Below are 23,046 nucleotides of genomic sequence, written 5' to 3'. Positions count from 1 at the left end.
GAGCCGAAGCTCGACGCATCAAAACGGCTGCACAGTTTTGCGCGACATGCTTTATCGAATTGCATAAGGAGCTTTCATGCCTGATTTCAAACTCCATTGTTTCGCTCTCTCGGGGAATGCTTACAAGGTCGCGCTATTCTTTGCGCTTGCCGGCATCGAGTGGGAAAGCATTTTCGTTGATTATCTGGGCGGCGAAACGCGAACCGAACAATGGCGAAAAACCATAAACGAACAGGGCGAGGCGCCTGTGCTCGAACATGGGCAAACGAAGATCAGCCAATCGGGAATCATCCTGGACTACTTGTCAGAGGTGACAGGGCACTTTGGGGCGCAGACAGCCGAAGAACGGCGTGACATCATGCGTTGGATTCTTTTCGACAACCATAAATTCACGAGCTACTACGCGACGCTGAGGTTCATGTATGGCCTCCAGAAGAGCGGCGAGACGCCCGTCGTCGAGTTTTTGAGACTGAGGGCCAAAGCTGCCTATGCCATTGTTGACGAACATCTGGCGCACCGGGCCTTCATGGTCGGCGACCGGCTGACGATCGCAGACCTCTCTCTGGCGGGCTACGTCTTCATGCCGGAGGAAACCGGGATAGATCACAGCGCCTTCCCGGCGATCACAGCCTGGAAAGATCGTATCAGCAATATGCCCGGCTGGCGCCATCCCTATGACCTGATGCCGGGTCCCACCTCCCTATAAACAGGCTTGGGACCTTGCGAAGGTGCCAAGCACAACCGCACTCTTAAGCGCGTCGCATCAAACTTGATTGATGCGACGCGCTTTGGATCTTTTTACGCATGTCGTTGCCGCAACATGCTTTAGCGTCCCGGCACGGCCTTCAGATAGGCGGCGATCGCCTCGCGGTCGGAGGCCGGCAGATGGGCGATGTTCTGCTGCACATCAACCATCGAGCCGCCGACGGAATCGAAATCGGGGGTGAAGCCGGTTTCGAGGTAACTGGCGATATCAGCCTCGCTCCAGCCGCCGATGCTCTCGGAGGCCGGGGTGATATCGGGTATGCGGCCCTTGCCTTCCGGATTGGGCGCGCCGGCAAGCCACTGATCCGCCTTGAAGCCGCCGAGCGCATCACGCGGCGTATGGCATTCGCCGCAATGGCCGGGGCCTTCGACGAGATATTGCCCGCGCTTGATCTTGTCGTCGCTCTTTACCAAGGCGACGCGCGGCTGGTCGTTGAGATAGAGGAATTTCCAGCCGCCGAGCGCCAGCCGGATGTTGAAGGGGAACGGCAGTTCGTGCGGTGGCGCCACGTTTGCGCTCTTCGGCAGGGTTTTCAGGAAGCCATAGAGATCGTTGACGTCCTTGTCGCTCATGCGGGAATAAGAGCCATAGGGAAAAGACGGATAGAGATGCTGCCCGCCCGGGCCGACGCCGCGCTTCATCGCGTTGCCGAACTCAGCAAGTGTCCAGGTGCCGATGCCGGCCTTTTCATCGGGTGAGATGTTCGGCACATGGAAAGTCCCGAAGGAGCTCTTCAGCGCCAGTCCGCCTGCAAGTGTCAGCTTGGCATCGCCTTCGGAACCGGGCGCGGCATGACAACTGACGCAGCCTCCCGCCCAGAAGACCATCTGACCATTTGCCGGATCCGGGGCGCCGAGACCCGCCCAATGGCTCTCCGGCAGCGGATCGGGTGCGGTGACGAGATAGAAGGCGCCCCCGCCGAGGACGGCGACGCCGATCAGACAGAGCAGTACCCGGATGAACCTGCGGACCATGCGCCGCCTCCCCTTTTGCCGACATTTCCCCACCGATCGATGCCGCGACCAGTCCGCGAACGCGGAGAATAAGGCGAACCGCGCCGGCGGCAAGGCCGGCGCGTGTCATATATCCGGATGAAGATGGCCTATCGCTCACTTGCCGAGGCGATAGGCCTTGTGACAGCCGGCGCAATTGGCCCCGAGCGTGTTCATCGTGGCGCCGATGGCCGCAGGATCGGCCGGAAGCTGAGCCAGCGCGGTTTCGGCATCAGCGGAGAGCTTGGCGGCGCGGGCCTTGAAGTCGTCCATGTTTTCCCAGATCTTCGGGCTCGCTGCCTCGTCGCCTGTCTCCGTGCCCGGCTTGAACTGGTCGGGGAAAACCTTGGCCGTTGCGGCGATCGTCGTCAGCGCCGCCTTCACCGCTTCGGCGTCATAGGGCTTGGTGCCCTTGGCGATGGCTCCCAAGGCCCCGGCCGAACCGCCGATCTGCTTCATCAGCGCAACGCGCGAATCATGGGTGCCGTCGGCGGCGGTCACCGAACCGAAGGCCATGCCGGCCATGACTACGGCCGCTGCTGCTGCTTTCCAATTCATATTGCTCTCCCTTTTTCCTCGGCCAAGCTGGCCGATGGCCAATCTGCACCGGGAGCATGACAAAATCCATGCGTCCTGGCAGTCACGTTTTGCCGGAGCATCATAAAAACAATGTGATAGCGCGTTCTCTGCTTTTATACATGTCGTTATCCCGGAACCGCTGCACACTTCCAGGCGACATGCAGTGGCGCTCAAGCACTTTTCCACCCCTGCCAGAGGCTGAAGGCGGAGACCGCAACCAGCAGCAGCCCGGCGAAGCGGCCGACAAAGGCCGTAACGTCAGGGTTTGCGACGAGCAGGTCGCGGCTGCGGCCGGCCGTCATCGCCAGCGTGCCGTAGATGGCGAACTGGGTGACGACGGTCATGGCGCCCATGATCAGCCCCTGCATCCAGATCGGGCCATATTCCGGCCTGAGGAACTGCGGATAGACGGCAAACATGAAAATATAGGCCTTCGGATTGACCAGACAGGTGACGGCGCCCTGGCGGAAGGCGCGCCAGCCGGAGCGTGCGGTTCCCGGCTCGACCGCCTCGACGGTGATCGAACTGCGGATCAGCGAAATACCGATCCAGATCATGTAGGCGACGCCGGCAAACAGCAGTACGTTGAAGAGCTGCGGCAGCATGGTGACGAGCACGCCGACCCCGGCCGCGCCATAGGCAGAATGCACGGCGCCGCCGGCCATGATGCCGCCGGTCGCCGCCAGCCCGCGCTTGACGCCGCCGGTCAGCGAATTGGCAAGCACGAAGAGCATATCCATGCCCGGCACGATGATGATGCCGAAGAGAAGGGTGAAAAAGAGCCAGAGGTTTTCATTGTAGTTCATGTCAGTTACCGCCTTGGGTTCTGAGGGCCGTTGTGAAAAGACCCTGATTGATTTCAATCCGATAGGCGGCTCTATACGGAAACCCAACTGACAGTGTATTGTCAGGAGCGTGACGGATGGGAGAGGTTAAATGCGCAAGGCCTCGCGGCTTTTCGAGATCATTCAGATCCTCAGGCTGGCAAGAAAGCCGATGACGGCGGCGACGATGGCCGAGACGCTCGAAGTGACCGTGCGCTCGATCTATCGCGACATCGCCGCCCTTCAGGCGATGCGGGTGCCGATCGAAGGCGGGCGCGGCATCGGCTACATCATGCGGCCGGGCTTCGACCTGCCGCCGCTGATGTTCTCGATCGAGGAGATGGAGGCGATCGTGCTGTCGCTGGCGCTGCTCGAACGAACGGCGGACGAGGAGCTGAAACAGGCCGCGCGCCGGGTCAACCGGAAGATATCAGGCGCCGTGCCGGCGCCGCTGCGCCAGGCGATGGACAACAAGGCGCTTTATGCTTGGGGCTCGATCGCACAGCCGGCGGGCTTCGACCTGGCGATCGTGCGCCGCGCGATCCGCGACGAACGCAAGCTGATGCTCGGCTACCGCGACGAGCTCGGCCGAGCCAGCGAGCGGACGATCCGGCCGGTCGCGCTGATCTATTATTCGCAAACCGCCAATATCGTCGCCTGGTGCGAGTTGCGCCAGGCGATCCGCAATTTCCGCAGCGACCGGGTGGAGCACTGCGCGACAGCTGAGGATTTCTTCAAGGGCGACGGCGACCGGCTGCGGGAACTCTGGACCAGCGGCTGGACAGAGAAACCGATCGCCGTGTAGCTGTTCGCCCAATCGCGATTATTCAGAGCGACATGCCGCCCGAAACCTCGATGCGCTGGGCGTTGACCCAACGGTTGGCATCGCTCAGGAGGGAAGCGATCATCGGCCCTATATCGTCGGGGACACCGGCGCGGCCCAGTGCGGTCATGGAGGCGACCGCACGGTTGATCTCCGGATTGTCCCGCACCATGCCGCCGCTGAAATCGGTTTCGATGGCGCCCGGGGCGACGGCATTCACGGCAATGCCGCGGGGGCCAAGCTCCTTTGCCATGTAGCGCGTCAGCACCTCGACTGCGCCCTTTATCGAGCCGTAGGCCGAAGCGCCGACCATGGCCATGCGGGCAAGACCGCTGGAGAGGTTGACGATGCGGCCGCCGTCCTCGATCACCGGCAGGAGCTTCTGCGTGAGGAAGAAGACCCCCTTGAAATGCAGGTTGTAAAGCTTGTCCATCTCCGCTTCGGTCGTCTCCAAAATCGGGGCGTGGTAGCTGGTGCCGGCATTGTTGACTAGAAAGTCGAAGTGCTCACGCCCCCAGCCCTTGAGGATCTCGCGAACACTTTCGACAAAGGCATCGAACGCCGCCACGTTGCCGGCGTCAAGTTGAAGTGCGGCGGCCTTGCGGCCCAGCGCCTCGATCTCAGCGACGACCTTCTCCGCCTCGTCGCGGTTCGAGTTGTAGGTCAAGATCACATCGACGCCGCTCCTTGCCAGATGGACGACCGTATTGCGGCCCAGGCCGCGGCTTCCGCCGGTTACGATTGCGATTTTCGAGGTTGAATTCTGGTTAGGCATTTCAGGTACTCCTGATGTTTTGATAGACCAGTTTATGCGCCGCAAGCTTGGAATCCTGAATGCCGAAACCCTGCAATTTCTTGCCTATTCCTCCAAACGCCTTGCCCAGCCGGGCTGAGGGATTAAGATCATCCTCACCGGCGCGGCAGACCGACCCCGCGTTCACTGGAGACTAAGATGTCCGCAGATCTGAAGCAGGCGCTCAATGGGTACATGGATGCACATGGCGGCGGTGACGGCCTCTTTGCCACCGCTATCGACGGCTTTTTCCTGATGCGTTCCAGCACTCTCTCCATGCCGAAACCGGCGATCTACCGACCGGCGCTCTGCATTATCGTCGATGGCGCCAAGCAGCTCATGTTCGGAGACCGCCTTTTCGATTACGAAGCGATGCAAGCGCTTATCATCAGCGTCGAGATGCCGGCCTTCGGACAGGTGACAAAAGCCAGTGCCGAACGGCCGATGATCGCCATCAACTTGGAACTCGACGTCACTATCCTGCGCGAGGTGCTGGAGGAGATGGATGCGCCGCCGAAGCCGGCAGGCGACGGCGGGCCGGGTGTTTTCGTACAAGAATTCGGCCCCGAGCTGCAGGACTGCATACTGAGGCTGATCCGAACGCTCGCAACGCCCAAGGCGATCCCAATCCTTCATCCGGCAATCATCCGAGAGATCAGTTTCTGGTTGCTTTCCGGAAAAAATGGCGATGAGGTCTGCAAGCTTGCATTGCCCGACAGCCATACGCGCCGCGTGGCCGAGGCCATCTACCTGTTGCGCGGTAATTTTGCGGACGCCGTCCGGGTGGAAAAGCTTGCGGCGGCAGCCAGGATGAGCCCTTCCTCCTTCCACCAGCATTTCAAAATCCTGACCACGATGACGCCGCTGCAGTATCAGAAGCAGTTGCGGCTACTCGAGGCCCGGCGGCTGATGGTGACCGATGGGTTCAACGCCGCAAACGCGGCCTATCAGGTGGGTTACGAGAGCCCCTCCCAGTTCAGCCGCGAATATGCCCGCATGTTCGGGACACCACCGAAGCGCGACATCAGTGAAATGAAGGCGATGCCGGCTGAGCCGGCAATCAGTTAGATGGACAGCGTGCGGCTCGGCTCCCGGCCGAAGCCGCGGATCTCGATGCGGGAGGCATGGACCTCGACGATCGCAAAGGCGTTTTCCATCTCGGTGTCAACCACGCCCTTGAAATTGAGGAAGTGGCAGGCGCCGGCCATGCCGTAGTTGCCGACGTGGTCGTGGCCATTGAGATAGGCGACGACATTGCTGCTGGAGGCGAGCAGCGCGACGGTGCGTTCGCTGTCCCACATGCCGTGCTCACTGGGCGGATGCACCGGATAGTGATTCATCACGATCACCTTCTCGCCAGCCTCGGCCGCTTTTGCGATTTCATCGCCGAGCCAGGCGAATTGTTCGTCGCTCAGCGCGGCATTCCAGCGATGGGCATTCCTCGCACCTTTTGCCTGCAGCTCCGCCAGCATCTCAGCGGCAAGGGCGCGATGAGGATGGCCTTCGGGCGGTGCGAAGATGCTGACCTCGTTGCCGTCGAGCACGATAAAGCGCCAGCCGTGGCGCACGAAGCTGTAATAGGGCGACGGCATGCCGAGACGCGCGGCGACTTCGGCGAGATGCCCAGAAGAGACCGAGAAATCGTGATTGCCGAGCAGGAAGAGCGCCTCGTGCCTGAGCTTGCCGTAGACCGGCAGGATATCGTCGAAGCTTGAAAAGCTGCGGTCGATGACATCGCCGAGCGTCATGACAAAGCTCAGCTCCTCGCCATTGAAGACCTCGATCGCCTCGGCGACCTTGGCGAGGCTGTTGGCGTAATAACGATCCATCGCCACATGCGGCGCGATCGCCGCATATTGCGGGTCGGCGATGATGCCGAAGCGGAACAGGGGAGAAGCAGAGGAAGACATGGGGCGTGATTAGGAGCAGCTGGTGACAGGGATGTGACGGCTTGCCTCTCCAAACAAAACACCCGGCGCTTTGGAGGCGCCGGGTGTCAAATTCAAACAGGCGGACGGACATCGCCGCCAGGGCGGCGAGCCTGGTAGCGCTTACTTCGTGGCTTCTTCGTAGCGTTCCAGGACGTAGTCCCAGTTGATCAGGCTGTCGACGAAGGCTTCGAGGTACTTCGGGCGGGCGTTGCGATAGTCGATGTAGTAGGAGTGTTCCCAGACGTCGACGCCGAGGATCGGGGTGGCGCCGTGAACGAGCGGGTTTTCGCCGTTCGGGGTCTTGGAGATTTCGAGCTTGCCGTTCTTGACGGAAACCCAGGCCCAACCGGAGCCGAACTGGGTGGCGCCGGCAGTGGCGAAATCGGCCTTGAACTTGTCGTGGCCGCCGAGATCGGACGTAAAGGCCGCTTCGAGCTTGCCCGGCAGCTTGTTGCCGCCGCCGCCCTTCTTCATCCACTTCCAGAAATGGATGTGGTTGTAGTGCTGGGCCGCGTTGTTGAAGAGGCCGGCATTGGTGCCGAAGGACTTCTTGACGACGTCTTCGAGCGACAGGTCCGAAAGACCGGCTTCGGCGGCGAGCTTGTTGCCGTTGTCAACATAGGCCTTGTGGTGCTTGTCGTGGTGGAACTCCAGCGTTTCCTTCGACATGAAGGGAGCAAGCGCTTCGTAGTCATAGGGAAGTTCAGGCAATTCGAAAGCCATGTCAGATCTCCTCTTGGCAATAGATTGCGTCTCGGCAGGTGAGGCGGAACATAGGAGGGGAAAGGGGGAGAGGCAACCGGCGAATTATCAAAAAACGACCGGCCGGAGGAAAATTTGCCTCAGTTGCAGGGTTGGAGTCGTGCGTAGAAATCGCCTGGGCAAATCAATGGGAATACCCGCCCCGAAAACCACTTTGCCTATTATGGAGATCAACGGAGACCCGATATGAACAGGAATATAATCCAGCCTCTGACTGCCGCCGTACTGCTTTCGCTGGCAGGTGCGGCGCATGCCTCCTCCGATGACGCCTGGAAGCAGCTCGCCGCCGACGTCGAGGCCAAATGCAAGAAGGCAGCGGTCACGATCGAAAAGCCCAGCGCCACCGTCGATCCCTTCGGCAGCTCCCATTACGGGCTTGCCCTGGTGACCGGCAAGCCGAAGGGCGCCAAGGGGCTGATCGCCCAGATCTGCGTCTACGACAAACAAAAGAAAACGGTCGAGATCGGCAGCGAGCTGGACGCCAAGATGCTCGGTCTCACGCCGGCTAAATAGGCCCACTATGAGGCTGCTCACCGTGCTTGTTTGTGACTTGCGTCACATTTCTGGGGAACCGAAGGCTACCCTCGGGAGTTGAAAGCCTGGGCTTTAGGGAGGTGCGGCATGTCAGAGCTTCGCAGCAGGGCGGAAGATCAGCAGAAAATCTATCAGCGCTGGGCACCGGTCTATGACCGGGTCTATCGCGGCATCCTGCGCGATGGCCACCGCAAGCTTGCAGCCCTCGCCGCTGCAGCCGGCACCGACATCCTGGAGATCGGCGTCGGCACCGGCCTGACGCTCGGGCATTACCCGCGCCACTGCCGGGTGACCGGCATCGACATTTCCCAACACATGATCGCGCGGGCGCGCGAAAAGGCGAAACGCGAAAAGCTTGAGCATGTGCAGGCGCTGGAGGTGATGGATGCGCATGCGCTCACCTTTGCCGACCGGTCTTTCGATGCGGTCTGCCTGCCCTTCGTCATCACGCTCATCCCCGAACCCGAACGGGCGCTGGACGAATGCGCCAGGGTGCTGAGGCCGGGCGGCGAGATCATCCTCGCCAGCAAGCTTGGCGACGGCGCCGGTCTGCAGGGCGCGATCGAGACGGCGGTGGCGCCGCTGGTGCGTCACATCGGCTGGTCCTCCGCCTTCCGCATTCACCGCATCGTCGCCTGGGCCGAGCGCCGCGGCGATTTTGCCGCTGCCGATATCCTGCCGGTCTTTCCGAACGGCTTCTTCAAGATCATCCGGCTGAAGCAGCGCGGACTTGCCGGCTGAGACCGGAAATTTTTTCCCCGCGTCGCCTATTCTGATGCTACCGTTCGTCTGAGGGGACTGCATGACATCGGATATCTTCTTTTTCATCGTCGTGGGTTTCTGCGCGCAGATCGTCGACGGCGCGCTCGGCATGGCCTTCGGCGTACTGTCGACGACGAGCCTTCTCGCCTTCGGGGTGCCGGCGGCCAATGCCAGCGCCATGACGCATGTGGCGGAAGTGTTCACCACCGCCGCCTCGGGCATCTCGCATGCCTATCATCGCAACGTCGACTGGCGCCTGGTGGCGCGGCTTGCACCGGCCGGCATGATCGGCGGTGCGATTGGCGCCTATCTGCTGGCCAATATCGACGGCAAGGCGATCGAGCCCTTCGTGTCGGCCTATCTGATCGCGATCGGACTGGTGATCCTCTACAAGGCCTTTCGGCCGCCGCCGAAGCGGGATGTTCGCGACTGGATGGTGCCGCCGGTCGGGCTTTGCGGCGGCGTGCTCGATGCGATCGGCGGCGGCGGATGGGGGCCGATCGTCACCAGTTCACTCGTCAGCCGCGGCCATGACCTGAAGCGGGTGATCGGCTCGACCAATTTCACCGAATTCGCGGTGACGCTGACGATTTCCCTGACCTTCATCCTGACGCTCGGCTGGTCGGAACTCGATTCGGCGATCGGCCTGATCATCGGCGGCGTCATCGCCGCCCCCTTCGGCGCGATCCTCGTCAAACGGCTGCCGGTGCGGCCGCTGATGGTGGCGGTGTCGATGATCATCATCGGCACTTCGGCGATACGGCTCCTGTAAAGAGCGATCGCCATCCCGGCCGGGGGATCAGAGATTCCGGCCGAAATAAACATCCACGGAGGCGATCTTGTCGCCGCGGAAGCGAAAGCTCTCTATGTTGCGGAAGCTGCCGCCATCCCGTTTTTCGGCACGGTAGCGAACGACCGCCTCGTCGCCGTCGATCGCCAGGAATTCGATGTCAAAGCCGCGGAAGACGGGCTCCTTCGGCCAGCAGCGCTCGAAATAAGTCGCCCGGTCGATGTGGTCGTCGCGCGGACTGGAGAAGGTGAAATCCTCCGTCAACATGGCGCCGACGATATCCTTGCGATCGTCGAGATAGGCGGCGTAGAGATGACGGACGGTCTGCTCTCGGGATGTGCGCATGTCGCTCATGGCAATGTCCTTGGATTAACCGATTGCATCATGCAATCAGTCATGTTTTAGCACTTTTGCCGGAGAGGGTCCAGATTGCGACTCTCATTTCCAAAGACAGGTCACCGATGCGAAAACGCCGTCTTGAAGGATGGGCCATAGCGCGGTTATATCAGCGCGTGCCCGCCCTGGAACGGCGAGCGCATGCACCGCTACGGCCTATGCGCTCGACCTCGAAAAGCTCGATCTTCAGGACAGTTTTACCGCGCCGATCTCCTTCGCCGCGGCAAAAGGCACATCATTTCATCAGGCGCGGCGGAACCCGCGCTTGCCGCATATTTCCTCAAATCGGAACCGATTTTAGGAAATATGCAGATTTCAAAGTGTTACAGCGTCCTTTGCGCGCCTTAAAAGACGCGCGGCGCTGTAGAATCAATGCCGAGGCCGAGAGAATGACCGATACGCAATTGGACGCCGCCAGCGCCAGACCCGGCTCGATCCACTGGAAACGCAATCTCACCATCTCGCTGATCGGCTCCTTCACCACGATCGTGGCGATGACGCTGCTGCTTCCCTTCCTGCCGCTCTATGTCGAGGAACTCGGTGTCAGTGACCATGCTGCGATCGTGCAATGGTCGGGCATCGCCTATGGCGCCACCTTCTTCGCCGCAGCTCTCGTCGCGCCGCTGTGGGGCCGGCTCGGCGATATCTACGGCCGCAAGCTGATGCTGGTGCGCGCCAGCCTCGGCATGACGCTGGCGATCTCACTGATGGGCATGGCCGGCAATGTCTGGCAACTGGTGGCGCTGCGCCTCTTCGTCGGGCTTGCCGGCGGTTATGCCTCCGGCTCGATGGTGCTGGTAGCGACGCAGACGCCGAAGGATCGTTCGGCCTGGGCGCTCGGCGTGCTCTCCTCCGGCATCATGGCCGGCAATCTCGTCGGGCCACTGGTCGGCGGGGCGCTGCCGCCCATCATCGGCATCCGCGGCACGTTCCTCGCCGCCGGCGGCATGATCTTCCTCGCCTTCCTCGCCACGGCCTTCCTGATCAAGGAAGAGAAGTCGCCGGCCCGCAAAAAGGCGGCCAAGGCCAGCGGCGGCTGGAAATCCATTGCTGACAAGCGGCCGGTCATCGCCATGCTGGCGACCGGCATGCTCTTGATGTTTGCCAATATGTCGATCGAGCCGATCATCACCGTCTATGTCGCGCAACTCGTGCCCGTCGAATCCCAGGTGACGATGGTATCGGGCGTCGTCATGTCGGCGGCCGCCCTCGGCAGCATTCTCTCGGCCTCATGGCTCGGCAAGCTCGCAGACCGGATCGGCCACTGGCCGGTGATTGCAGGCGCGCTTGCCGTCGCCGGGCTGCTGCTGATCCCGCAGGCCTTCGTCACCAGTTCCTGGCAGCTGATCATCCTGCGTTTCCTGATGGGCGCAGCACTCGGCGGGCTGCTGCCCTGCATCGCCGCGGTCATCCGCCACAGCGTACCTGATAGTGCGGCCGGCAGCATTCTCGGGCTTTCCATCTCGTCGCAATATGTTGGCCAGGTGGCCGGCCCCATCCTTGGCGGTTTTGTCGGCGGCCATATCGGCATGCGGGCGGTGTTCCTCGGCACCTCCGTGCTGCTTCTCGCCGGTGCGGCCTATGCCTGGATCGTGCGGCCGAAGGATCGGGAGTCTCGGGACTCGACCTAAGGATTATTGGCGCTCCCGCAGATCAGCTCGACGCCTGAGCGGGCGATCGCTTCCAGCGTCTCGCGGCTGTCGCCGGCGCGGGCGCGGACGGCGAGCGAATGCATGACGGCGGCGGCGAGCCTGGCAAGCATCTGCGGATCGGCGCTTTCCGGAAGCTCGCCCCATTCCACACCAAGCCGCATGCGCTTTTCGATCTCGTCGTCGAAATCGTTGAGGCTGCGGCCGAGCACCTCCCGGACCCGCTCATGCTGGACCGCCTCGACCGATGCCGTGCCGATCAGCAAACAGCCGCGAGCGGCGGTTTCACCATGCAGATAGATCGCCAGCGCGCCGGCATAGACGCGGGCGATATTGTCGCGAAGCGGCAGTGAGGGGTCGAGCGCTTCGGCAAGCGTATTCATGCCGTCCTGCCGATAGCCCTCCAGCGTATCGAGATAGAGATCCTCCTTGTCGCCAAAGGCGCCGTAAAGGCTCGGGCGGTTGAGATTGGTCGCCGCGCTCAGATTGTCGAGCGAGGCGGCGGCAAACCCCCTGTCCCAGAAGACATCCCGCGCCTTGCCGAGCGCCGCCTTGGCGTCGAAAGCCCTCGGGCGGCCGCGCTTCTTCTCGTCTTTCATATTTGTACCGTTTCGTATTAAATTCTTGACGAAAGTTATTTTATGCGAAACAGTACAGATATTCAACACTGTCGGCCGTCGGCATCGACCGCCTCCGCAAGGAGAGGAAACCGGAATGAAACTTTACATGCACGCAGCCGCCTGTTCGCTTTCGCCGCACATTATCTGCCGGGAGCTGGGGCTCGATATCGAGCTCGTCCAGGTCGACCGGCAAACCCACAGGACGAGCACTGGCGAGGATTATCTCGCGATCAACGGCAACGGCTATGTGCCGGCGCTGATGCTCGACGATGGCAAGGTGCTGACCGAGGGGCCGGCGATCGTGCAGTTCCTCGCCGACAGCGTGCCCGAAGGGGCAGCCCTGTTGCCTGAGGTCGGCAACATCCGCCGCAACGAGGTGCAATCCTATCTCAACTTCATCACCGCCGAGCTGCACAAGCCGATGGTGCTGCTCTTCAATCCGACTTATTCCAGCGTTCATGGGGAAGTCCGCGCGCTGATATCGAAGCGGCTCGCCTGGCTGAACGGTCGCCTTGCCGGACCCTATCTCACCGGCGATGCCTTCACGGTGGCGGATGCCTACCTCTTCGTCTGCCTGAACTGGTCGCCCTGGACCGACATCGATCTCAAGCAATGGCCGGCGCTGCACGGCTTCATGGCCCGCGTGGCGGCACGACCGAAGGTGCGCGAGGCGCTCCAGGCCGAAGATCTCGAAGCCTTCGATGCCGACGGCGTCTATTTCGCGCCGCACGCCTATCTCGCCTCGTCAGGACGAACAGGAGAGCCGGTCAGACCTTAAACCCCGGGTCGCGCCCGCGCATCCCGCGCTTGGGCGACCGTCAGAGGGTGCTGACCGCCACCGGCAAAGCGCGCTTGTGGGCAGTCGCCCGATAGGCGGCGAGGATGCGGCGGCGGGCGATCTCGCCGACCGGCTTGCCTTCGAGGAAATCGTCGATCTCGTCATAACTGACGCCATAGGCCTCCTCGTCGGGTCGCAGCGGCCGCTGGTCCTCGAGATCGGCGGTCGGCACCTTGAACACCAGCTCGTCCGGGGCGCCGAGCCGCTTTGCCAGCAAGCGAACCCGGCGCTTGTTGAGGCCGGCGAGCGGCAGGATATCGGCTGCGCCATCGCCGAACTTGGTGAAGAAGCCCATGACCGCCTCGGCCGCATGATCGGTGCCGATGACGAGGCTTCCAAGCGCGCCGGCAAGGGCGAACTGGGCGATCATGCGCTGGCGCGCCTTGATATTGCCGAGGATGAAATCCTGACGGCCGGCATCGGCAAAAGCGAGGCCGCCGTCCTGCGCGGCGGCAAGCATCGCATCCGCCGGCGCCTTGATGTTGACCACCATTGCACGGTCGGCGCCGATCGTTTCCAGCGCCCTTCCCGCATCCGCCTCGTCCGCCTGGACACCGTAGGGAAGGCGCACGGCGATGAATTCGGCCGCATGGCCGCTTTCCCGCAGCTCGCGCACCGCCTTCTGAGCCAGCAGCGCCGCCGTCAGCGAATCGACACCGCCGCTGATGCCGAGGACGTAGCCGCGCATGCCCGAAGCGACGAGATAATCCTTGAGGAAAGCGGTTCGCCGTTCGATCTCCCGCTCAGGGTCGATATCGGCGGCGACACCCAGTTCGCGGATGATCTCGCCTTGTTCGTCGAACAGCACAGTCATAAGCCTCTTCCTCCCCGCTTACGGAATTTCGGCGCCACTATGGCGAAAAGATGAGGGAAGACGAAGCCGTTTCGGGCAGACCTGCCATGCATTTTATGCAAGTGGGCGGTTTGGCATCTCGGCGGGTGCAGCACCCCCCTCTGCCCTGCCGGGCCCGGGGTCGAGCCACGCGTCTCGACCCGTCCTTCGGACCCCCCACAGGTGGGGAGATCGGCAGGAAGCCATGCCTCACCCTCAATTTACGATTCATGTGACGGCCAGTTGTTTGGGGAAACCATCGCGCCCAGCCAATCTCCCTCCTTGTGGGGGAGATGCCCGGCAGGGCAGAGGGGGTGCGTCGCGCCCCTACCGCACGATCGTGAACAGCTCCACCGGATCGGCAAAACCCTTCAGCCTGTGCGCCCCGACCGACACCACATCCCCTGCCCCAGCCTCGTCACGGAACGGCGCCGACATCAGCAGTGCCTCTCCCAGTTCGCTGCAGGCGGTCTGGATGCGGCTGACCAGATTGACGTCGCCGCCGATCAGGGTGAAGTCGAGGCGGCGGCCGGAGCCGACATTGCCGTAGCTGACCTCGCCATAATGCAGGGCGATGCCGGCCTTCACGCCGATGCCCTCATACTGGAAATGGTCGATCTCCTCGAGGATGGCGCGGGCAGATGCCAGGGCCGCGCCGCAGGAATGGGCGGCATCATAACCCGGGAAGAAGGCAAGCACCGCGTCGCCCATGAATTTCAGCACCTCGCCGCCCTCGCGGGTGATGGCCGGCACGATCCTGTCGAAATAGGCGTTCAGCAGCCCGAGCACGGTGCTGCCGGGCAGCCGGTTCGACAGCTCAGTAAAGCCGCGCAGATCGCAAAGCAGCAGGGCTGCCTCCATCGATTCGATCTCATCGCGGCGGATGCGGCCGGCCAGAATGCGGCTTGCCGTCAGCGGGCCGATATAGGTATCGAGCAGGCTGAGCTCGACCTGGCGAAGAATGCGCAGTTCGCTGGTGTTGCGCAGCGCCGGCAGGATGCGCTCGATCACCTCGCGCTCGGAGGCGGTGAAACCGCCCGGCCGCCGTGTGCCGAAGACGGCGGCGCTGACCGGGCCGTCGACATTGCAGAGCGGCGCGATGACGAGCTGCATCAGGCCGCGATCGGCGAAGACATCGATATGCTGCCAGCGGCCATGCACGCTTTCTCTGGTATCGACGACCAGCGGCTCGCGGGTTTCCATGACCTTGCGCAGCGGCGTATTGGCGATGGCGACGCGCGCGCCGTGTTCGCGGTCGTGGATCTCGACCGGTTCGCCCGGCGCCCAGGCGATGGTGCGGCCGATGAACTCGGGATGCAGCGTCATCAGATGCAGGGTCAGCCGGTCGACCGGCAGGCCAAGCGCCTGAAGCCGGCGGCCGAGGCCGGAGACGAGCCCCGCTTCGTCGAGCGCGTGGCATTCGTCGCCGGAGAGCCACTCGATGATCGAGAGCAGTGCGCCGACGCTGACGGCATGGCCGGCGGCCTTGGGCTGGAGCCTGTCGGCATCGGGAGCATAGATCGCTGACGTCATGGCTTTCTCCTCCTTGAGGGCCGCGCGGCGCTAGTGGGCGCCGCCGCCGGAGAGTTGACCGGGTTTTTTCAGAAGCAGGCTTGCAAGCAGGGCGACGACGAGGGCGACGCCGAGCAGGAAGAAGGTGTCGCTGAAGGCCATGATATTGGCTTGCTTGCGTATTTTGAGCGCGATGGCGACGACGGCCTTGTGGCCGGCAAGCGCCTGATCGCTGACGCCGTGGCTCATGAAATAGCCGGTGAGCCTGGCGATACGATCGCGGGTGGCTTCCTCGAAGATCGAGACCGAGTGGGTCAGGATGTTCGAGTGGAACTGCTCGCGTTTCGACAGGAAGGTCTGCAGTGAGGCGATACCGACGGCGCCGCCGAGATTGCGCATCATGTTGAAGAGCGCGGAAGCCGAACCGGCATTCTCCTGCTCGATGCCTGCGGTGGCGATCGCCGAAAGCGGGGTGAAGACGAGCGCCTGGCCGATGGCACGGACGATGTTCGGCCAGAACAGCTGGTCGCTCGCATAATCGCCGGTCATGTGCACATTCATGAAGTTCGAGGCGGCGAAAAGGGCAAAGCCGACGACGATCAACAGGCGAACATCGAAATGCTTCATCAGGCGCGGCACCAGCGGGATCAGCAGCAGCTGCGGGATGCCGGTCCAGGCGAGAACCATGCCGATCTGCTCGGAATTATAGCCCTGGATGCGGGTCAGATAGATCGGCAGCACGAAAACGGAGCCGTAAAGCGCAATGCCGAGCAGGAAATTGGCGACGATGCCGAAGCCGAAGTTGCGGCGCACCAGCAGGCGAAGATTGAGCAGCGGATTGGCGGTCTTCAGCTCGATGATCAAGAACAGCGTCAGCGAGACGGCGGCGATAACAGACAGGCGGACGATGAAATCGGAGCCGAACCAGTCTTCCTTGTTGCCCTCTTCCAGCACGGTCTGCAGGGCCGCCAGGCCTATCGCCATGGTGATGATGCCCGGCCAGTCGCCCTTGGCGAGCAGCTTCAGGTTCATCGGCGCACGGTCGAGCGAGACCCAGAGCAGGCCGACCATCAGCGCACCGGGCACCAGGTTGACATAGAAGATATGTTCCCAGCCCCAGTTCTCGGTGAGGTAACCGCCGATCGTCGGGCCGATCGCCGGCGCGAAGGTGGCGGACAGGGCAAAGAGGGCAAGACCGACCGGCTGCTTGGCCTTGGGCAGCAGCGTGATGATGATGGTGAAGGCCATCGGGATCAGCACGCCGCCGCAAAAGCCCTGTATGGCGCGCAGAATGATCATCTGCTGCAGATTGGCCGCGAAGGCGCAGGCAACAGAAAAGATGAGGAAGAGGATGGCGTTGGTGAGCAGGTAATTGCGGAGCGAGAAGACGCGCGCCAGCCAGGCGCTGAGCGGAATGACGACGATCTCGGCGATCAGATAGGAGGTCGAAATCCAGCCGCCGTCATCCGTGCCGGCGCCGATCGCACCCTGGATATCGGCAAGCGAGGCGTTGACGATCTGGATGTTGAGGACGGCCATGAAGGCACCGAGCGTCGAGCCGACAACGGCTGCCCACATGCGAAGCGGGCTCATGGCGGCAGGTGTCGCGGGCGCTGCGGCGACGGGGGGCGCCAGCGCATTGCCGTTGGCGGCGATCTGAAGAGCGGCCATGACCTATCTCCTTCCGGCTCTTGCGGAAAATTTTCTCATGACGGGGTCCGGGTGATCATTCAGGAACGATCGGGATCATTCGGGAATGATCGGGATCAATTCGGGAATGATCGGGATCATTCGGGAAAAAGGGAAAGGATCATCCAGCAGGGTTGGATGATCCCTCCTTAGCTGCCCCAGAGGTCTGGACAGCCTTGGTTTGGGCAGCCTTGGTATCGATTTCAGGCTCGACCGACATGCCCGAGCGCAACAGTCCGCTCAGAGCCTCGTCGTCGATGACGATCTTGACCGGGATGCGCTGGACGATCTTGGTGAAATTGCCGGTGGCATTGTCCGGCGGCAGCAGTGAGAATTCCAACCCGCTTGCCGGCGAAACGCTGTCGACATGACCCTTGATCGAGATATCGGGAAAGCTGTCGACCTTGATCTCCACGGACTGACCGGGGCTGATATGGGTCAGCTGCGTTTCCTTGAAATTGGCGACGACATAGACCGCGTGCAGCGGCACCACCGCCATCAGCTGCGTGCCCGAGGTGACATACTGGCCGACCCGGATCGACCGGGCGCCGACCGTGCCGTCGACGGCGGCAACGATATCCGTATAGGAGAGGTTGAGCTCTGCCTGCTGGGCGGCGGCGGCCGCACGGTCACGCTGGGCAACCGTCTGTTCGCGCTCAGTCTGAAGCACCGGCACCTTGTTTTGAGCCGTGACGAGGGCTGCCCGGTCGCGCTCGACGGCGGCAGCGGCCTGGTCGCGGGCCGACTGGGTCTGTTCGGCACGAGACTGGGTGCCGGCGCCGTTGGTGATCAGGCGGGCCGAGCGGGCGGCATCGGACACGGCAAAATCGAGCGAGGCCTGCGAGGCATCGACCATCGCCTTGGCCTGCTCGATCACCGATTGCTGCAAGGCGATCTGGGCGTCGATATTGGTGATGGCGGCCTCGGTCGCCTTCACATCGGCCTTCGCCTGCGACAATGCGGCCTGGAAGTCGCGGTCGTCGATACGGGCGAGAACCTGGCCGGCCTTGACCGCGTCATTGTCGTTGACGAGCACTGCCTTGATATAACCGGCGACCTTCGGGGCGACGGTGGTGTAATCGGCCTTCACATAGGCATCGTCGGTGGATTCGATGAAGCGGCCGACCGTCCAGTAGCGGTAGCCGAAATCGCCAGCGAAAGCGACGGCGGCAAGCAGTACGGCGGCGATGACGGCGCGCTTGACGATGCGACGGCCGGTCTTTTTGGGAGCTTCCGCGACCGGCGCTTCAGAGACAGGCATGGGGGGCGCCTCCGCCGCAGGCGCCCTGGCGGCTTCCTTGGCCAAGATCTGCTCAGCCTCCCTCGCACTTTCGAAAACGTCTTTGCGGGGCAACTCGACCATCGTCATTCTCCTTCACCCTTGGCCTCCTCTGTGAGAGGCCCTGTTCGATGCGAAGGAAAATGCACCCTGCCATTCATTTTGATAATCTGCTTAAATCGGGAAGGATCATCAACTCTCAGCGGATAATCCGAGGGCAATATGGATCGACTAACCAGCCTCATGGTGTTTGGCCGCGTGGTGGAATGCGGCGGCTTTTCCGCCGCCGCGCGCCGGCTCAACATGTCCGTCACCATGGTCGGCAATCACGTGCAATCGTTGGAGGACCGGCTCGGCGTGCGCCTGCTTAACCGCACGACGCGCAAGGTCAGCCTGACGGAAACCGGCAAATATTATTATGAGCGCTCGTCGCAGATCCTGGCCGAACTCGATGAGGCGGACCGGACGGCCGGCGCGCTGAGTACGACGCCGCGCGGCACGCTGAAGGTCTATACCAGCAGCGCCATCGTGCGTTTCCTGCTGCCCGTCGTCAGCGAATTTATGGAGCTCTATCCGTCGATCTCACTCGATTTCAGCGTCGGCGAGCGGATGGTCGACATGATCGAGGATGGCTACGACCTGGTGATGCGCACCGTACCACCGCCGGATTCATCGCTCGTCGCGCGCAAGCTGACGCCCTGGCGCCATATGCTCGTCTGCTCGCCGGCCTATTTCGAGAGCCATCCGATGCCGAAGACGCCGGCCGAGGTCGCCGACCACAACTGCCTGCAATATGCCTATTACCCCTATGGCGATGAATGGCGCTTCGAGGATGGCGAGGGCAACAAGGAAAGCGTCAAGATCAGCGGCAATGTCGTCTCCAACAGCGCCGAGATGCTGCGCTTCCTGACGCTGACCGGGCGGGGCATCTTCCTGGCGCCGAGTTTCGTGGTGTTCGACGACATCGCCGAAGGGCGGCTGGTGAAGATCATGCCGGACTACCGGCCGGTGGAATTCAACATTAACGCCGTCTACCCCAACCGCAGCCATCTGCCGACGAAGGTGCGGCTGTTCATCGATCTCTTGGCGGAGAGATTTGCGGAGCATCGGAAGTGGATGACGTGAGGGGCAGACAACGGGACTATAGGCTGCCCTTCACGCAATAAAGCTGCCCCTCCGGGCGGCACGCCGTCAAACTGAATGCAGAAACGAGGGACAAGACCATGGTTGATTTGAAGAAGCATCTCGACGATCTGCGCAGGAAATTCGCAGATAGCGCCGAATTTTTCGATCCGCGATTCCGTCGGGTGGCCGAGAAGATTTTCAGGGGCGGCACGCGCGCGGCCCCCTATTCCGGCGTCTCGACCTTTGCGAGCCTACCCTACAAGGAGGTGAACTTCGCCGCTCCCGATTTTGGTGATCTGCAAGTCGCCGTCGTCGGCATCCCGATGGATCTCGGCGTCAGCAACCGGCCGGGATCAAGGTTCGGACCGCGGGCCGTACGCGGCATCGAGCGGATCGGACCCTATCACCACGTTCTGGATTGCGCCCCGGCCTATGACCTGCGTGCAGCCGATATCGGCGATGTGCCGTTTGCGAGCCGATATCGGCTGGAGCAATGCCATGAGAACATCGAGGCGGCCATCACAAAGATCGTCGGTGCGGGCGTCATCCCAGTCTCGGTCGGCGGTGATCACTCCATCACGCATCCAATCCTGAAAGCGGTCGGGGCGCGGGAGCCGGTCGGTCTTATCCATATCGACGCGCATTGCGACACCGGCGGTCCTTTCGACCAAAGCAAGTTCCACCATGGCGGCCCCATGCGCAACGCCGTGCTGGACGGCGTTCTCGATCCGACCCGCACCGTGCAGATCGGCATCCGAGGTCCCTCCGAATATCTCTGGGAATTCTCCTATGAATCCGGGATGACCGTCATTCATGCCGAGGAGATTTCCGGCATGGGCATTCCGGCCATCATCGAAAAGGCTCGACGCATTGTCGGCGACGGTCCGACCTATCTGTCCTTCGATATCGACAGCCTGGACCCGGCCTTTGCCCCCGGCACCGGAACACCCGAGCCCGGCGGTCTCACCACCCGGGAAGCACTCGAGCTGCTCCGGGGTCTCAAGGGGATCAATTTCGTCGGTGGCGACGTCGTCGAAGTCGCGCCGCAGTATGACAGCACCACCAATACCGCCCAGGCGGGGGCTCAGGTTCTCTTCGAAATTCTAAGCCTGCTGGTGTTCAGCCCATCAGTTCAGGGACGCTGACATTGCCTGTTTTGTCGTCAAAACGCGCGGCGCGGTAGGCGCGAGCAGCCGGCGCTTGCACTTGCCCCGCGCCAGCCCTGCGCTTGCGCTTCGGGCGTTCGCCACTGCAATCGATTCACTGGATCGATTGCTCCCGCTTCGCGGGATCGTGGCTCACTCTTCACTCTCGCTTCTGCCGAAGGCCCAGTCCATGTAGAGTTCCAGCGCCTTGCGGGTGACCGGGCCTTCCTGGAGATCGCGGCCGTCGAGGCGGACGACGCCGACGACTTTGGAGTAGTTGCCGGTGGTGAAGATCTCGTCGGCCTGCATGAAATCCTCGACGGAGAGCGTTGCTTCGTGCACGTCGAAACCGGCCTTGCGCAGCAGGCCGATGACGCGGGAACGCGTAATGCCGGCGAGGAAGGTGCGGTTGGCGGCGGGCGTCATCACCACACCGTCCCTGACCATGAAGACGTTCGAAGAAGCGGTCTCGACGACGTTGCCGTTCAGGTCGCGCACCAGCGCATTGTCGAAACCGCGGCTGCGCGCCTCGGCGATCATGCGGCCGCTGTTTGGATAGAGCGAGCCGGTCTTCGCCTCGGTCATCGCCGTTTCCGGCGACGGGCGGCGATAGGGCGAGACGGTGAGGCTGGTGCCGCCATGGCCGCCCATCGGCGCCTCGAACAGGCAGAGCGCGAAGCGGGTCGATTCCCCATCGACCGAGACGACGCTGCCGGGCGCGCCGTGTTCGCCCCAATACATCGGCTTGATATAGATCGCCGTGGCGCCATCGAACTTCTCAACGCCTTCCCAGGCAAGTGCCACAATCTCCTCGGCTGATTTCACCGGCTTCAGGCCCATGGCGAGCGCCGAGCGGTTGATGCGCTGGCAGTGCAGGTCGAGATCCGGCGCGATGCCGTCGAACCAGCGGGCGCCGTCGAAGACCGTGGAGCCGAGCCACATGGCATGCGAGGTCGGCCCGATCAGCGGCGGATTGCCGGGGAGCCACTCCCCGTCGACATGAGTCCAGGTGGTTGAACGGGGTGTTGTATCGACGGCCATGACGGTTTCCTCCTGAAGCCGGAGAAGGAAAAGCCGCCTCCGCTAGCCGGGTCAAGGACAAATCGGGGCAGAAAACGCGGAAGCAAGAAAATGCCGGAAGCGGGTGCGAAGCCGCAATATTCGTGCGCAGTCACACAGGCCTCAGCGATGGGTGCATCAGCAAAAATGATGGAATGGAATGTTGGAATGGCTGCCTGCCGCATGCGATGATGGGCGCAACAGCGGATGAGCAGCAAGGGAAGACGCCGATGAAAGCCATGTTCTACGAAGCCTTCGAACAGGCGCCCGAAATCCGCACCCTGCCCGATCCGACACCGACAGAGGACGGTGTCGTCATATCCGTCGGCGCCAGCGGGCTCTGCCGCAGCGACTGGCACGGCTGGATGGGCCACGACCCCGACATTCGTCTGCCGCATGTGCCGGGACACGAGCTTGCCGGGCGGATCGTCGCCACCGGCCGCGGCGTGATGCGCTTCAAGGTGGGCGACCGGGTGACCGTGCCCTTCGTTTCCGGCTGCGGCCATTGCGGGGAATGCCATTCCGGCAACCAGCAGGTCTGCCCGAACCAGTTCCAGCCGGGCTTCACCCATTGGGGGTCTTTTGCCGAATATGTGGCGATCGATTATGCCGACACCAATCTGGTGCACCTGCCCGATACGATCGACGATGCGACGGCGGCAAGCCTCGGCTGCCGCTTCGCCACCTCGTTTCGCGCCGTCGCCGACCAGGCGCGCACCGGGCCAGGAGAATGGATCGCCGTGCATGGCTGCGGCGGTGTCGGCCTGTCGGCGATCATGATCGCCACGGCGCTCGGGGCGAATGCGATCGGCATCGACATTTCCGAGGAGAAACTTGCCTTTGCGCGGGAGTGCGGGGCGGTGGCGACGGTCAACGCATCCGGCGTCGCCGACGTGGCGGAAGCGGTGCGCGAGATCACCAAGGGCGGCGCGCATGTCTCGATTGACGCGCTCGGCCATCCCGTCACCTGCTTCAACTCGATCAAGAATCTGCGCCGGCGCGGACGGCATGTACAGGTGGGGCTGATGCTCGGTGAACACGCGACGCCGCAAATCCCGATGGCGCAGGTGATCGGCCACGAGCTGGAAATCTACGGCAGCCACGGCATGCAGGCATGGCGATACGACGCCATGCTGTCAATGCTTTCGGCCGGAAAGATCGCACCGCAGAAGCTGATCGGACGCCGCATCAGCCTCGAGGAGGCCGTGCCGGCGCTGATGGCGCTGGATAAGGCTGAGGCGACGGGGATCAGCGTGATTACCCGGTTTTCATGAGGGAACTCCACCCTGCCCTGCTGTGGCGAGTAAAGGTGGGAGCGCAAGCGGGTTTCGTCCGATATTGTCTTG

Annotated in this window: 24 protein-coding genes; 11 read left to right on the top strand and 13 right to left on the bottom strand. The window is 62.5% G+C overall.

What is annotated here, in order from left to right:
• The first annotated feature begins 76 nt into the window (after positions 1–76).
• A complete protein-coding gene (locus GR198_RS26765) occupies positions 77–706 on the top strand; it encodes a glutathione S-transferase family protein (RefSeq protein WP_029874267.1) in 630 nt (209 codons plus the stop codon).
• A gap of 119 nt (positions 707–825) precedes the next feature.
• Here GR198_RS26765 and GR198_RS26760 read toward each other — a convergent pair whose 3' ends face one another.
• The 3 genes from GR198_RS26760 to GR198_RS26750 all read right to left on the bottom strand — a co-directional run bounded on the left by GR198_RS26760 (position 826) and on the right by GR198_RS26750 (position 3,143).
• Positions 826–1,740, bottom strand: coding sequence for a cytochrome c (locus GR198_RS26760; protein ID WP_164069797.1), 915 nt, complete (start codon positions 1,738–1,740; stop codon positions 826–828).
• A gap of 135 nt (positions 1,741–1,875) precedes the next feature.
• Complete coding sequence (locus tag GR198_RS26755) at positions 1,876–2,316, bottom strand: c-type cytochrome (protein WP_029874269.1); 441 nt, start codon at positions 2,314–2,316, stop codon at positions 1,876–1,878.
• Between the two features lie 191 nt (positions 2,317–2,507).
• Positions 2,508–3,143, bottom strand: a complete 636-nt coding sequence (locus tag GR198_RS26750; RefSeq protein ID WP_164069796.1) for a LysE family translocator — start codon at positions 3,141–3,143, stop codon at positions 2,508–2,510.
• 130 nt (positions 3,144–3,273) lie between these two features.
• On the opposite strand from GR198_RS26750, the gene GR198_RS26745 reads away from it, so the two are divergent.
• Positions 3,274–3,966: a helix-turn-helix transcriptional regulator gene (locus tag GR198_RS26745; RefSeq protein ID WP_164046122.1), complete on the top strand. Its 693-nt coding sequence runs from the start codon at positions 3,274–3,276 to the stop codon at positions 3,964–3,966.
• Between the two features lie 22 nt (positions 3,967–3,988).
• Here the strand turns inward: GR198_RS26745 and GR198_RS26740 are convergent, their stop codons facing one another.
• Entirely contained in the window at positions 3,989–4,759 is a 771-nt protein-coding gene (locus GR198_RS26740) for an SDR family NAD(P)-dependent oxidoreductase (RefSeq protein WP_012756618.1), read from the bottom strand.
• Positions 4,760–4,936: 177 nt separating this feature from the next.
• Here GR198_RS26740 and GR198_RS26735 point away from each other — a divergent pair, with 177 nt between their 5' ends.
• Entirely contained in the window at positions 4,937–5,845 is a 909-nt protein-coding gene (locus tag GR198_RS26735; protein WP_164069795.1) for an AraC family transcriptional regulator, read from the top strand.
• On the opposite strand, the gene GR198_RS26730 is transcribed toward GR198_RS26735, so the two are convergent.
• Positions 5,842–6,687: a metallophosphoesterase gene (locus tag GR198_RS26730; RefSeq protein WP_164069794.1), complete on the bottom strand. Its 846-nt coding sequence runs from the start codon at positions 6,685–6,687 to the stop codon at positions 5,842–5,844. The two genes, GR198_RS26735 and GR198_RS26730, sit on opposite strands and share 4 nt — an antisense overlap.
• Positions 6,688–6,828: 141 nt before the next feature.
• On the bottom strand, positions 6,829–7,431 hold the full coding sequence (locus GR198_RS26725) for a superoxide dismutase (RefSeq protein ID WP_164069793.1): 603 nt from the start codon (positions 7,429–7,431) through the stop codon (positions 6,829–6,831).
• Positions 7,432–7,656: 225 nt separating this feature from the next.
• Here GR198_RS26725 and GR198_RS26720 point away from each other — a divergent pair, with 225 nt between their 5' ends.
• The 3 genes from GR198_RS26720 to GR198_RS26710 all read left to right on the top strand — a co-directional run bounded on the left by GR198_RS26720 (position 7,657) and on the right by GR198_RS26710 (position 9,538).
• Positions 7,657–7,983, top strand: a complete 327-nt coding sequence (locus GR198_RS26720; protein WP_164069792.1) for a hypothetical protein — start codon at positions 7,657–7,659, stop codon at positions 7,981–7,983.
• 108 nt (positions 7,984–8,091) lie between these two features.
• Positions 8,092–8,745 (top strand): class I SAM-dependent methyltransferase, encoded by a 654-nt coding sequence (locus tag GR198_RS26715; protein WP_164069791.1) that lies wholly within the window; start codon positions 8,092–8,094, stop codon positions 8,743–8,745.
• 61 nt (positions 8,746–8,806) lie between these two features.
• Positions 8,807–9,538, top strand: coding sequence for a sulfite exporter TauE/SafE family protein (locus GR198_RS26710; protein WP_029874275.1), 732 nt, complete (start codon positions 8,807–8,809; stop codon positions 9,536–9,538).
• Positions 9,539–9,565: 27 nt separating this feature from the next.
• Here the strand turns inward: GR198_RS26710 and GR198_RS26705 are convergent, their stop codons facing one another.
• A complete protein-coding gene (locus GR198_RS26705) occupies positions 9,566–9,910 on the bottom strand; it encodes a nuclear transport factor 2 family protein (RefSeq protein ID WP_164046126.1) in 345 nt (114 codons plus the stop codon).
• 431 nt (positions 9,911–10,341) lie between these two features.
• Here GR198_RS26705 and GR198_RS26700 point away from each other — a divergent pair, with 431 nt between their 5' ends.
• Positions 10,342–11,583, top strand: coding sequence for a multidrug efflux MFS transporter (locus GR198_RS26700; RefSeq protein WP_164069790.1), 1,242 nt, complete (start codon positions 10,342–10,344; stop codon positions 11,581–11,583).
• Here GR198_RS26700 and GR198_RS26695 read toward each other — a convergent pair.
• Positions 11,580–12,200, bottom strand: a complete 621-nt coding sequence (locus GR198_RS26695) for a TetR/AcrR family transcriptional regulator (protein ID WP_164023164.1) — start codon at positions 12,198–12,200, stop codon at positions 11,580–11,582. The two genes, GR198_RS26700 and GR198_RS26695, sit on opposite strands and share 4 nt — an antisense overlap.
• A 115-nt stretch (positions 12,201–12,315) precedes the next feature.
• On the opposite strand from GR198_RS26695, the gene gstA reads away from it, so the two are divergent.
• On the top strand, positions 12,316–12,999 hold the full coding sequence (gstA, locus tag GR198_RS26690) for a glutathione transferase GstA (protein ID WP_164069789.1): 684 nt from the start codon (positions 12,316–12,318) through the stop codon (positions 12,997–12,999).
• A gap of 40 nt (positions 13,000–13,039) precedes the next feature.
• On the opposite strand, the gene nadE is transcribed toward gstA, so the two are convergent.
• The 4 genes from nadE to GR198_RS26670 all read right to left on the bottom strand — a co-directional run bounded on the left by nadE (position 13,040) and on the right by GR198_RS26670 (position 18,455).
• Positions 13,040–13,873 (bottom strand): ammonia-dependent NAD(+) synthetase, encoded by an 834-nt coding sequence (gene nadE / locus GR198_RS26685; RefSeq protein ID WP_164069788.1) that lies wholly within the window; start codon positions 13,871–13,873, stop codon positions 13,040–13,042.
• 345 nt (positions 13,874–14,218) lie between these two features.
• Positions 14,219–15,424: an adenylate/guanylate cyclase domain-containing protein gene (locus tag GR198_RS26680; RefSeq protein WP_029874281.1), complete on the bottom strand. Its 1,206-nt coding sequence runs from the start codon at positions 15,422–15,424 to the stop codon at positions 14,219–14,221.
• Positions 15,425–15,454: 30 nt separating this feature from the next.
• Positions 15,455–17,074, bottom strand: coding sequence for an MDR family MFS transporter (locus GR198_RS26675; protein ID WP_164069787.1), 1,620 nt, complete (start codon positions 17,072–17,074; stop codon positions 15,455–15,457).
• A gap of 139 nt (positions 17,075–17,213) precedes the next feature.
• A complete protein-coding gene (locus GR198_RS26670; RefSeq protein ID WP_164069786.1) occupies positions 17,214–18,455 on the bottom strand; it encodes an HlyD family secretion protein in 1,242 nt (413 codons plus the stop codon).
• A 138-nt stretch (positions 18,456–18,593) separates the two neighbouring features.
• Here GR198_RS26670 and GR198_RS26665 point away from each other — a divergent pair, with 138 nt between their 5' ends.
• Complete coding sequence (locus GR198_RS26665; protein ID WP_164023169.1) at positions 18,594–19,496, top strand: LysR family transcriptional regulator; 903 nt, start codon at positions 18,594–18,596, stop codon at positions 19,494–19,496.
• Positions 19,497–19,594: 98 nt separating this feature from the next.
• Positions 19,595–20,641, top strand: a complete 1,047-nt coding sequence (speB, locus tag GR198_RS26660; RefSeq protein ID WP_018484342.1) for an agmatinase — start codon at positions 19,595–19,597, stop codon at positions 20,639–20,641.
• 153 nt (positions 20,642–20,794) lie between these two features.
• Here speB and GR198_RS26655 read toward each other — a convergent pair whose 3' ends face one another.
• Positions 20,795–21,682: a branched-chain amino acid aminotransferase gene (locus GR198_RS26655; RefSeq protein ID WP_164046133.1), complete on the bottom strand. Its 888-nt coding sequence runs from the start codon at positions 21,680–21,682 to the stop codon at positions 20,795–20,797.
• A gap of 248 nt (positions 21,683–21,930) precedes the next feature.
• Here GR198_RS26655 and GR198_RS26650 point away from each other — a divergent pair, with 248 nt between their 5' ends.
• Positions 21,931–22,974 (top strand): zinc-dependent alcohol dehydrogenase family protein, encoded by a 1,044-nt coding sequence (locus tag GR198_RS26650; protein WP_164046134.1) that lies wholly within the window; start codon positions 21,931–21,933, stop codon positions 22,972–22,974.
• Positions 22,975–23,046: the final 72 nt, after the last annotated feature.

The sequence above is a fragment of the Rhizobium leguminosarum genome (assembly GCF_010668065.1).
In the GTDB taxonomy this organism is placed as follows: Bacteria; Pseudomonadota; Alphaproteobacteria; order Rhizobiales; family Rhizobiaceae; genus Rhizobium; species Rhizobium leguminosarum_S.
The sequence above is the reverse complement of the archived record's forward strand: the minus strand, read 5'-3'. Positions and strand labels throughout refer to the sequence as shown.

Coding starts and splice junctions, on each gene's coding strand:
- GR198_RS26675 (WP_164069787.1), bottom strand. CDS start 17,074: ATGGCCGCTCTTCAGATCGCCGCCAACGGCAATGCGCTGGCGCCCCCC.
- GR198_RS26730 (WP_164069794.1), bottom strand. CDS start 6,687: ATGTCTTCCTCTGCTTCTCCCCTGTTCCGCTTCGGCATCATCGCCGAC.
- GR198_RS26750 (WP_164069796.1), bottom strand. CDS start 3,143: ATGAACTACAATGAAAACCTCTGGCTCTTTTTCACCCTTCTCTTCGGC.
- GR198_RS26700 (WP_164069790.1), top strand. CDS start 10,342: ATGACCGATACGCAATTGGACGCCGCCAGCGCCAGACCCGGCTCGATC.
- GR198_RS26760 (WP_164069797.1), bottom strand. CDS start 1,740: ATGGTCCGCAGGTTCATCCGGGTACTGCTCTGTCTGATCGGCGTCGCC.
- GR198_RS26650 (WP_164046134.1), top strand. CDS start 21,931: ATGAAAGCCATGTTCTACGAAGCCTTCGAACAGGCGCCCGAAATCCGC.
- GR198_RS26665 (WP_164023169.1), top strand. CDS start 18,594: ATGGATCGACTAACCAGCCTCATGGTGTTTGGCCGCGTGGTGGAATGC.
- GR198_RS26725 (WP_164069793.1), bottom strand. CDS start 7,431: ATGGCTTTCGAATTGCCTGAACTTCCCTATGACTACGAAGCGCTTGCT.
- GR198_RS26765 (WP_029874267.1), top strand. CDS start 77: ATGCCTGATTTCAAACTCCATTGTTTCGCTCTCTCGGGGAATGCTTAC.
- GR198_RS26705 (WP_164046126.1), bottom strand. CDS start 9,910: ATGAGCGACATGCGCACATCCCGAGAGCAGACCGTCCGTCATCTCTAC.
- GR198_RS26655 (WP_164046133.1), bottom strand. CDS start 21,682: ATGGCCGTCGATACAACACCCCGTTCAACCACCTGGACTCATGTCGAC.
- GR198_RS26710 (WP_029874275.1), top strand. CDS start 8,807: ATGACATCGGATATCTTCTTTTTCATCGTCGTGGGTTTCTGCGCGCAG.
- GR198_RS26715 (WP_164069791.1), top strand. CDS start 8,092: ATGTCAGAGCTTCGCAGCAGGGCGGAAGATCAGCAGAAAATCTATCAG.
- GR198_RS26680 (WP_029874281.1), bottom strand. CDS start 15,424: ATGACGTCAGCGATCTATGCTCCCGATGCCGACAGGCTCCAGCCCAAG.
- nadE (WP_164069788.1), bottom strand. CDS start 13,873: ATGACTGTGCTGTTCGACGAACAAGGCGAGATCATCCGCGAACTGGGT.
- GR198_RS26740 (WP_012756618.1), bottom strand. CDS start 4,759: ATGCCTAACCAGAATTCAACCTCGAAAATCGCAATCGTAACCGGCGGA.
- GR198_RS26720 (WP_164069792.1), top strand. CDS start 7,657: ATGAACAGGAATATAATCCAGCCTCTGACTGCCGCCGTACTGCTTTCG.
- GR198_RS26695 (WP_164023164.1), bottom strand. CDS start 12,200: ATGAAAGACGAGAAGAAGCGCGGCCGCCCGAGGGCTTTCGACGCCAAG.
- speB (WP_018484342.1), top strand. CDS start 19,595: ATGGTTGATTTGAAGAAGCATCTCGACGATCTGCGCAGGAAATTCGCA.
- GR198_RS26670 (WP_164069786.1), bottom strand. CDS start 18,455: ATGGTCGAGTTGCCCCGCAAAGACGTTTTCGAAAGTGCGAGGGAGGCT.
- gstA (WP_164069789.1), top strand. CDS start 12,316: ATGAAACTTTACATGCACGCAGCCGCCTGTTCGCTTTCGCCGCACATT.
- GR198_RS26745 (WP_164046122.1), top strand. CDS start 3,274: ATGCGCAAGGCCTCGCGGCTTTTCGAGATCATTCAGATCCTCAGGCTG.
- GR198_RS26735 (WP_164069795.1), top strand. CDS start 4,937: ATGTCCGCAGATCTGAAGCAGGCGCTCAATGGGTACATGGATGCACAT.
- GR198_RS26755 (WP_029874269.1), bottom strand. CDS start 2,316: ATGAATTGGAAAGCAGCAGCAGCGGCCGTAGTCATGGCCGGCATGGCC.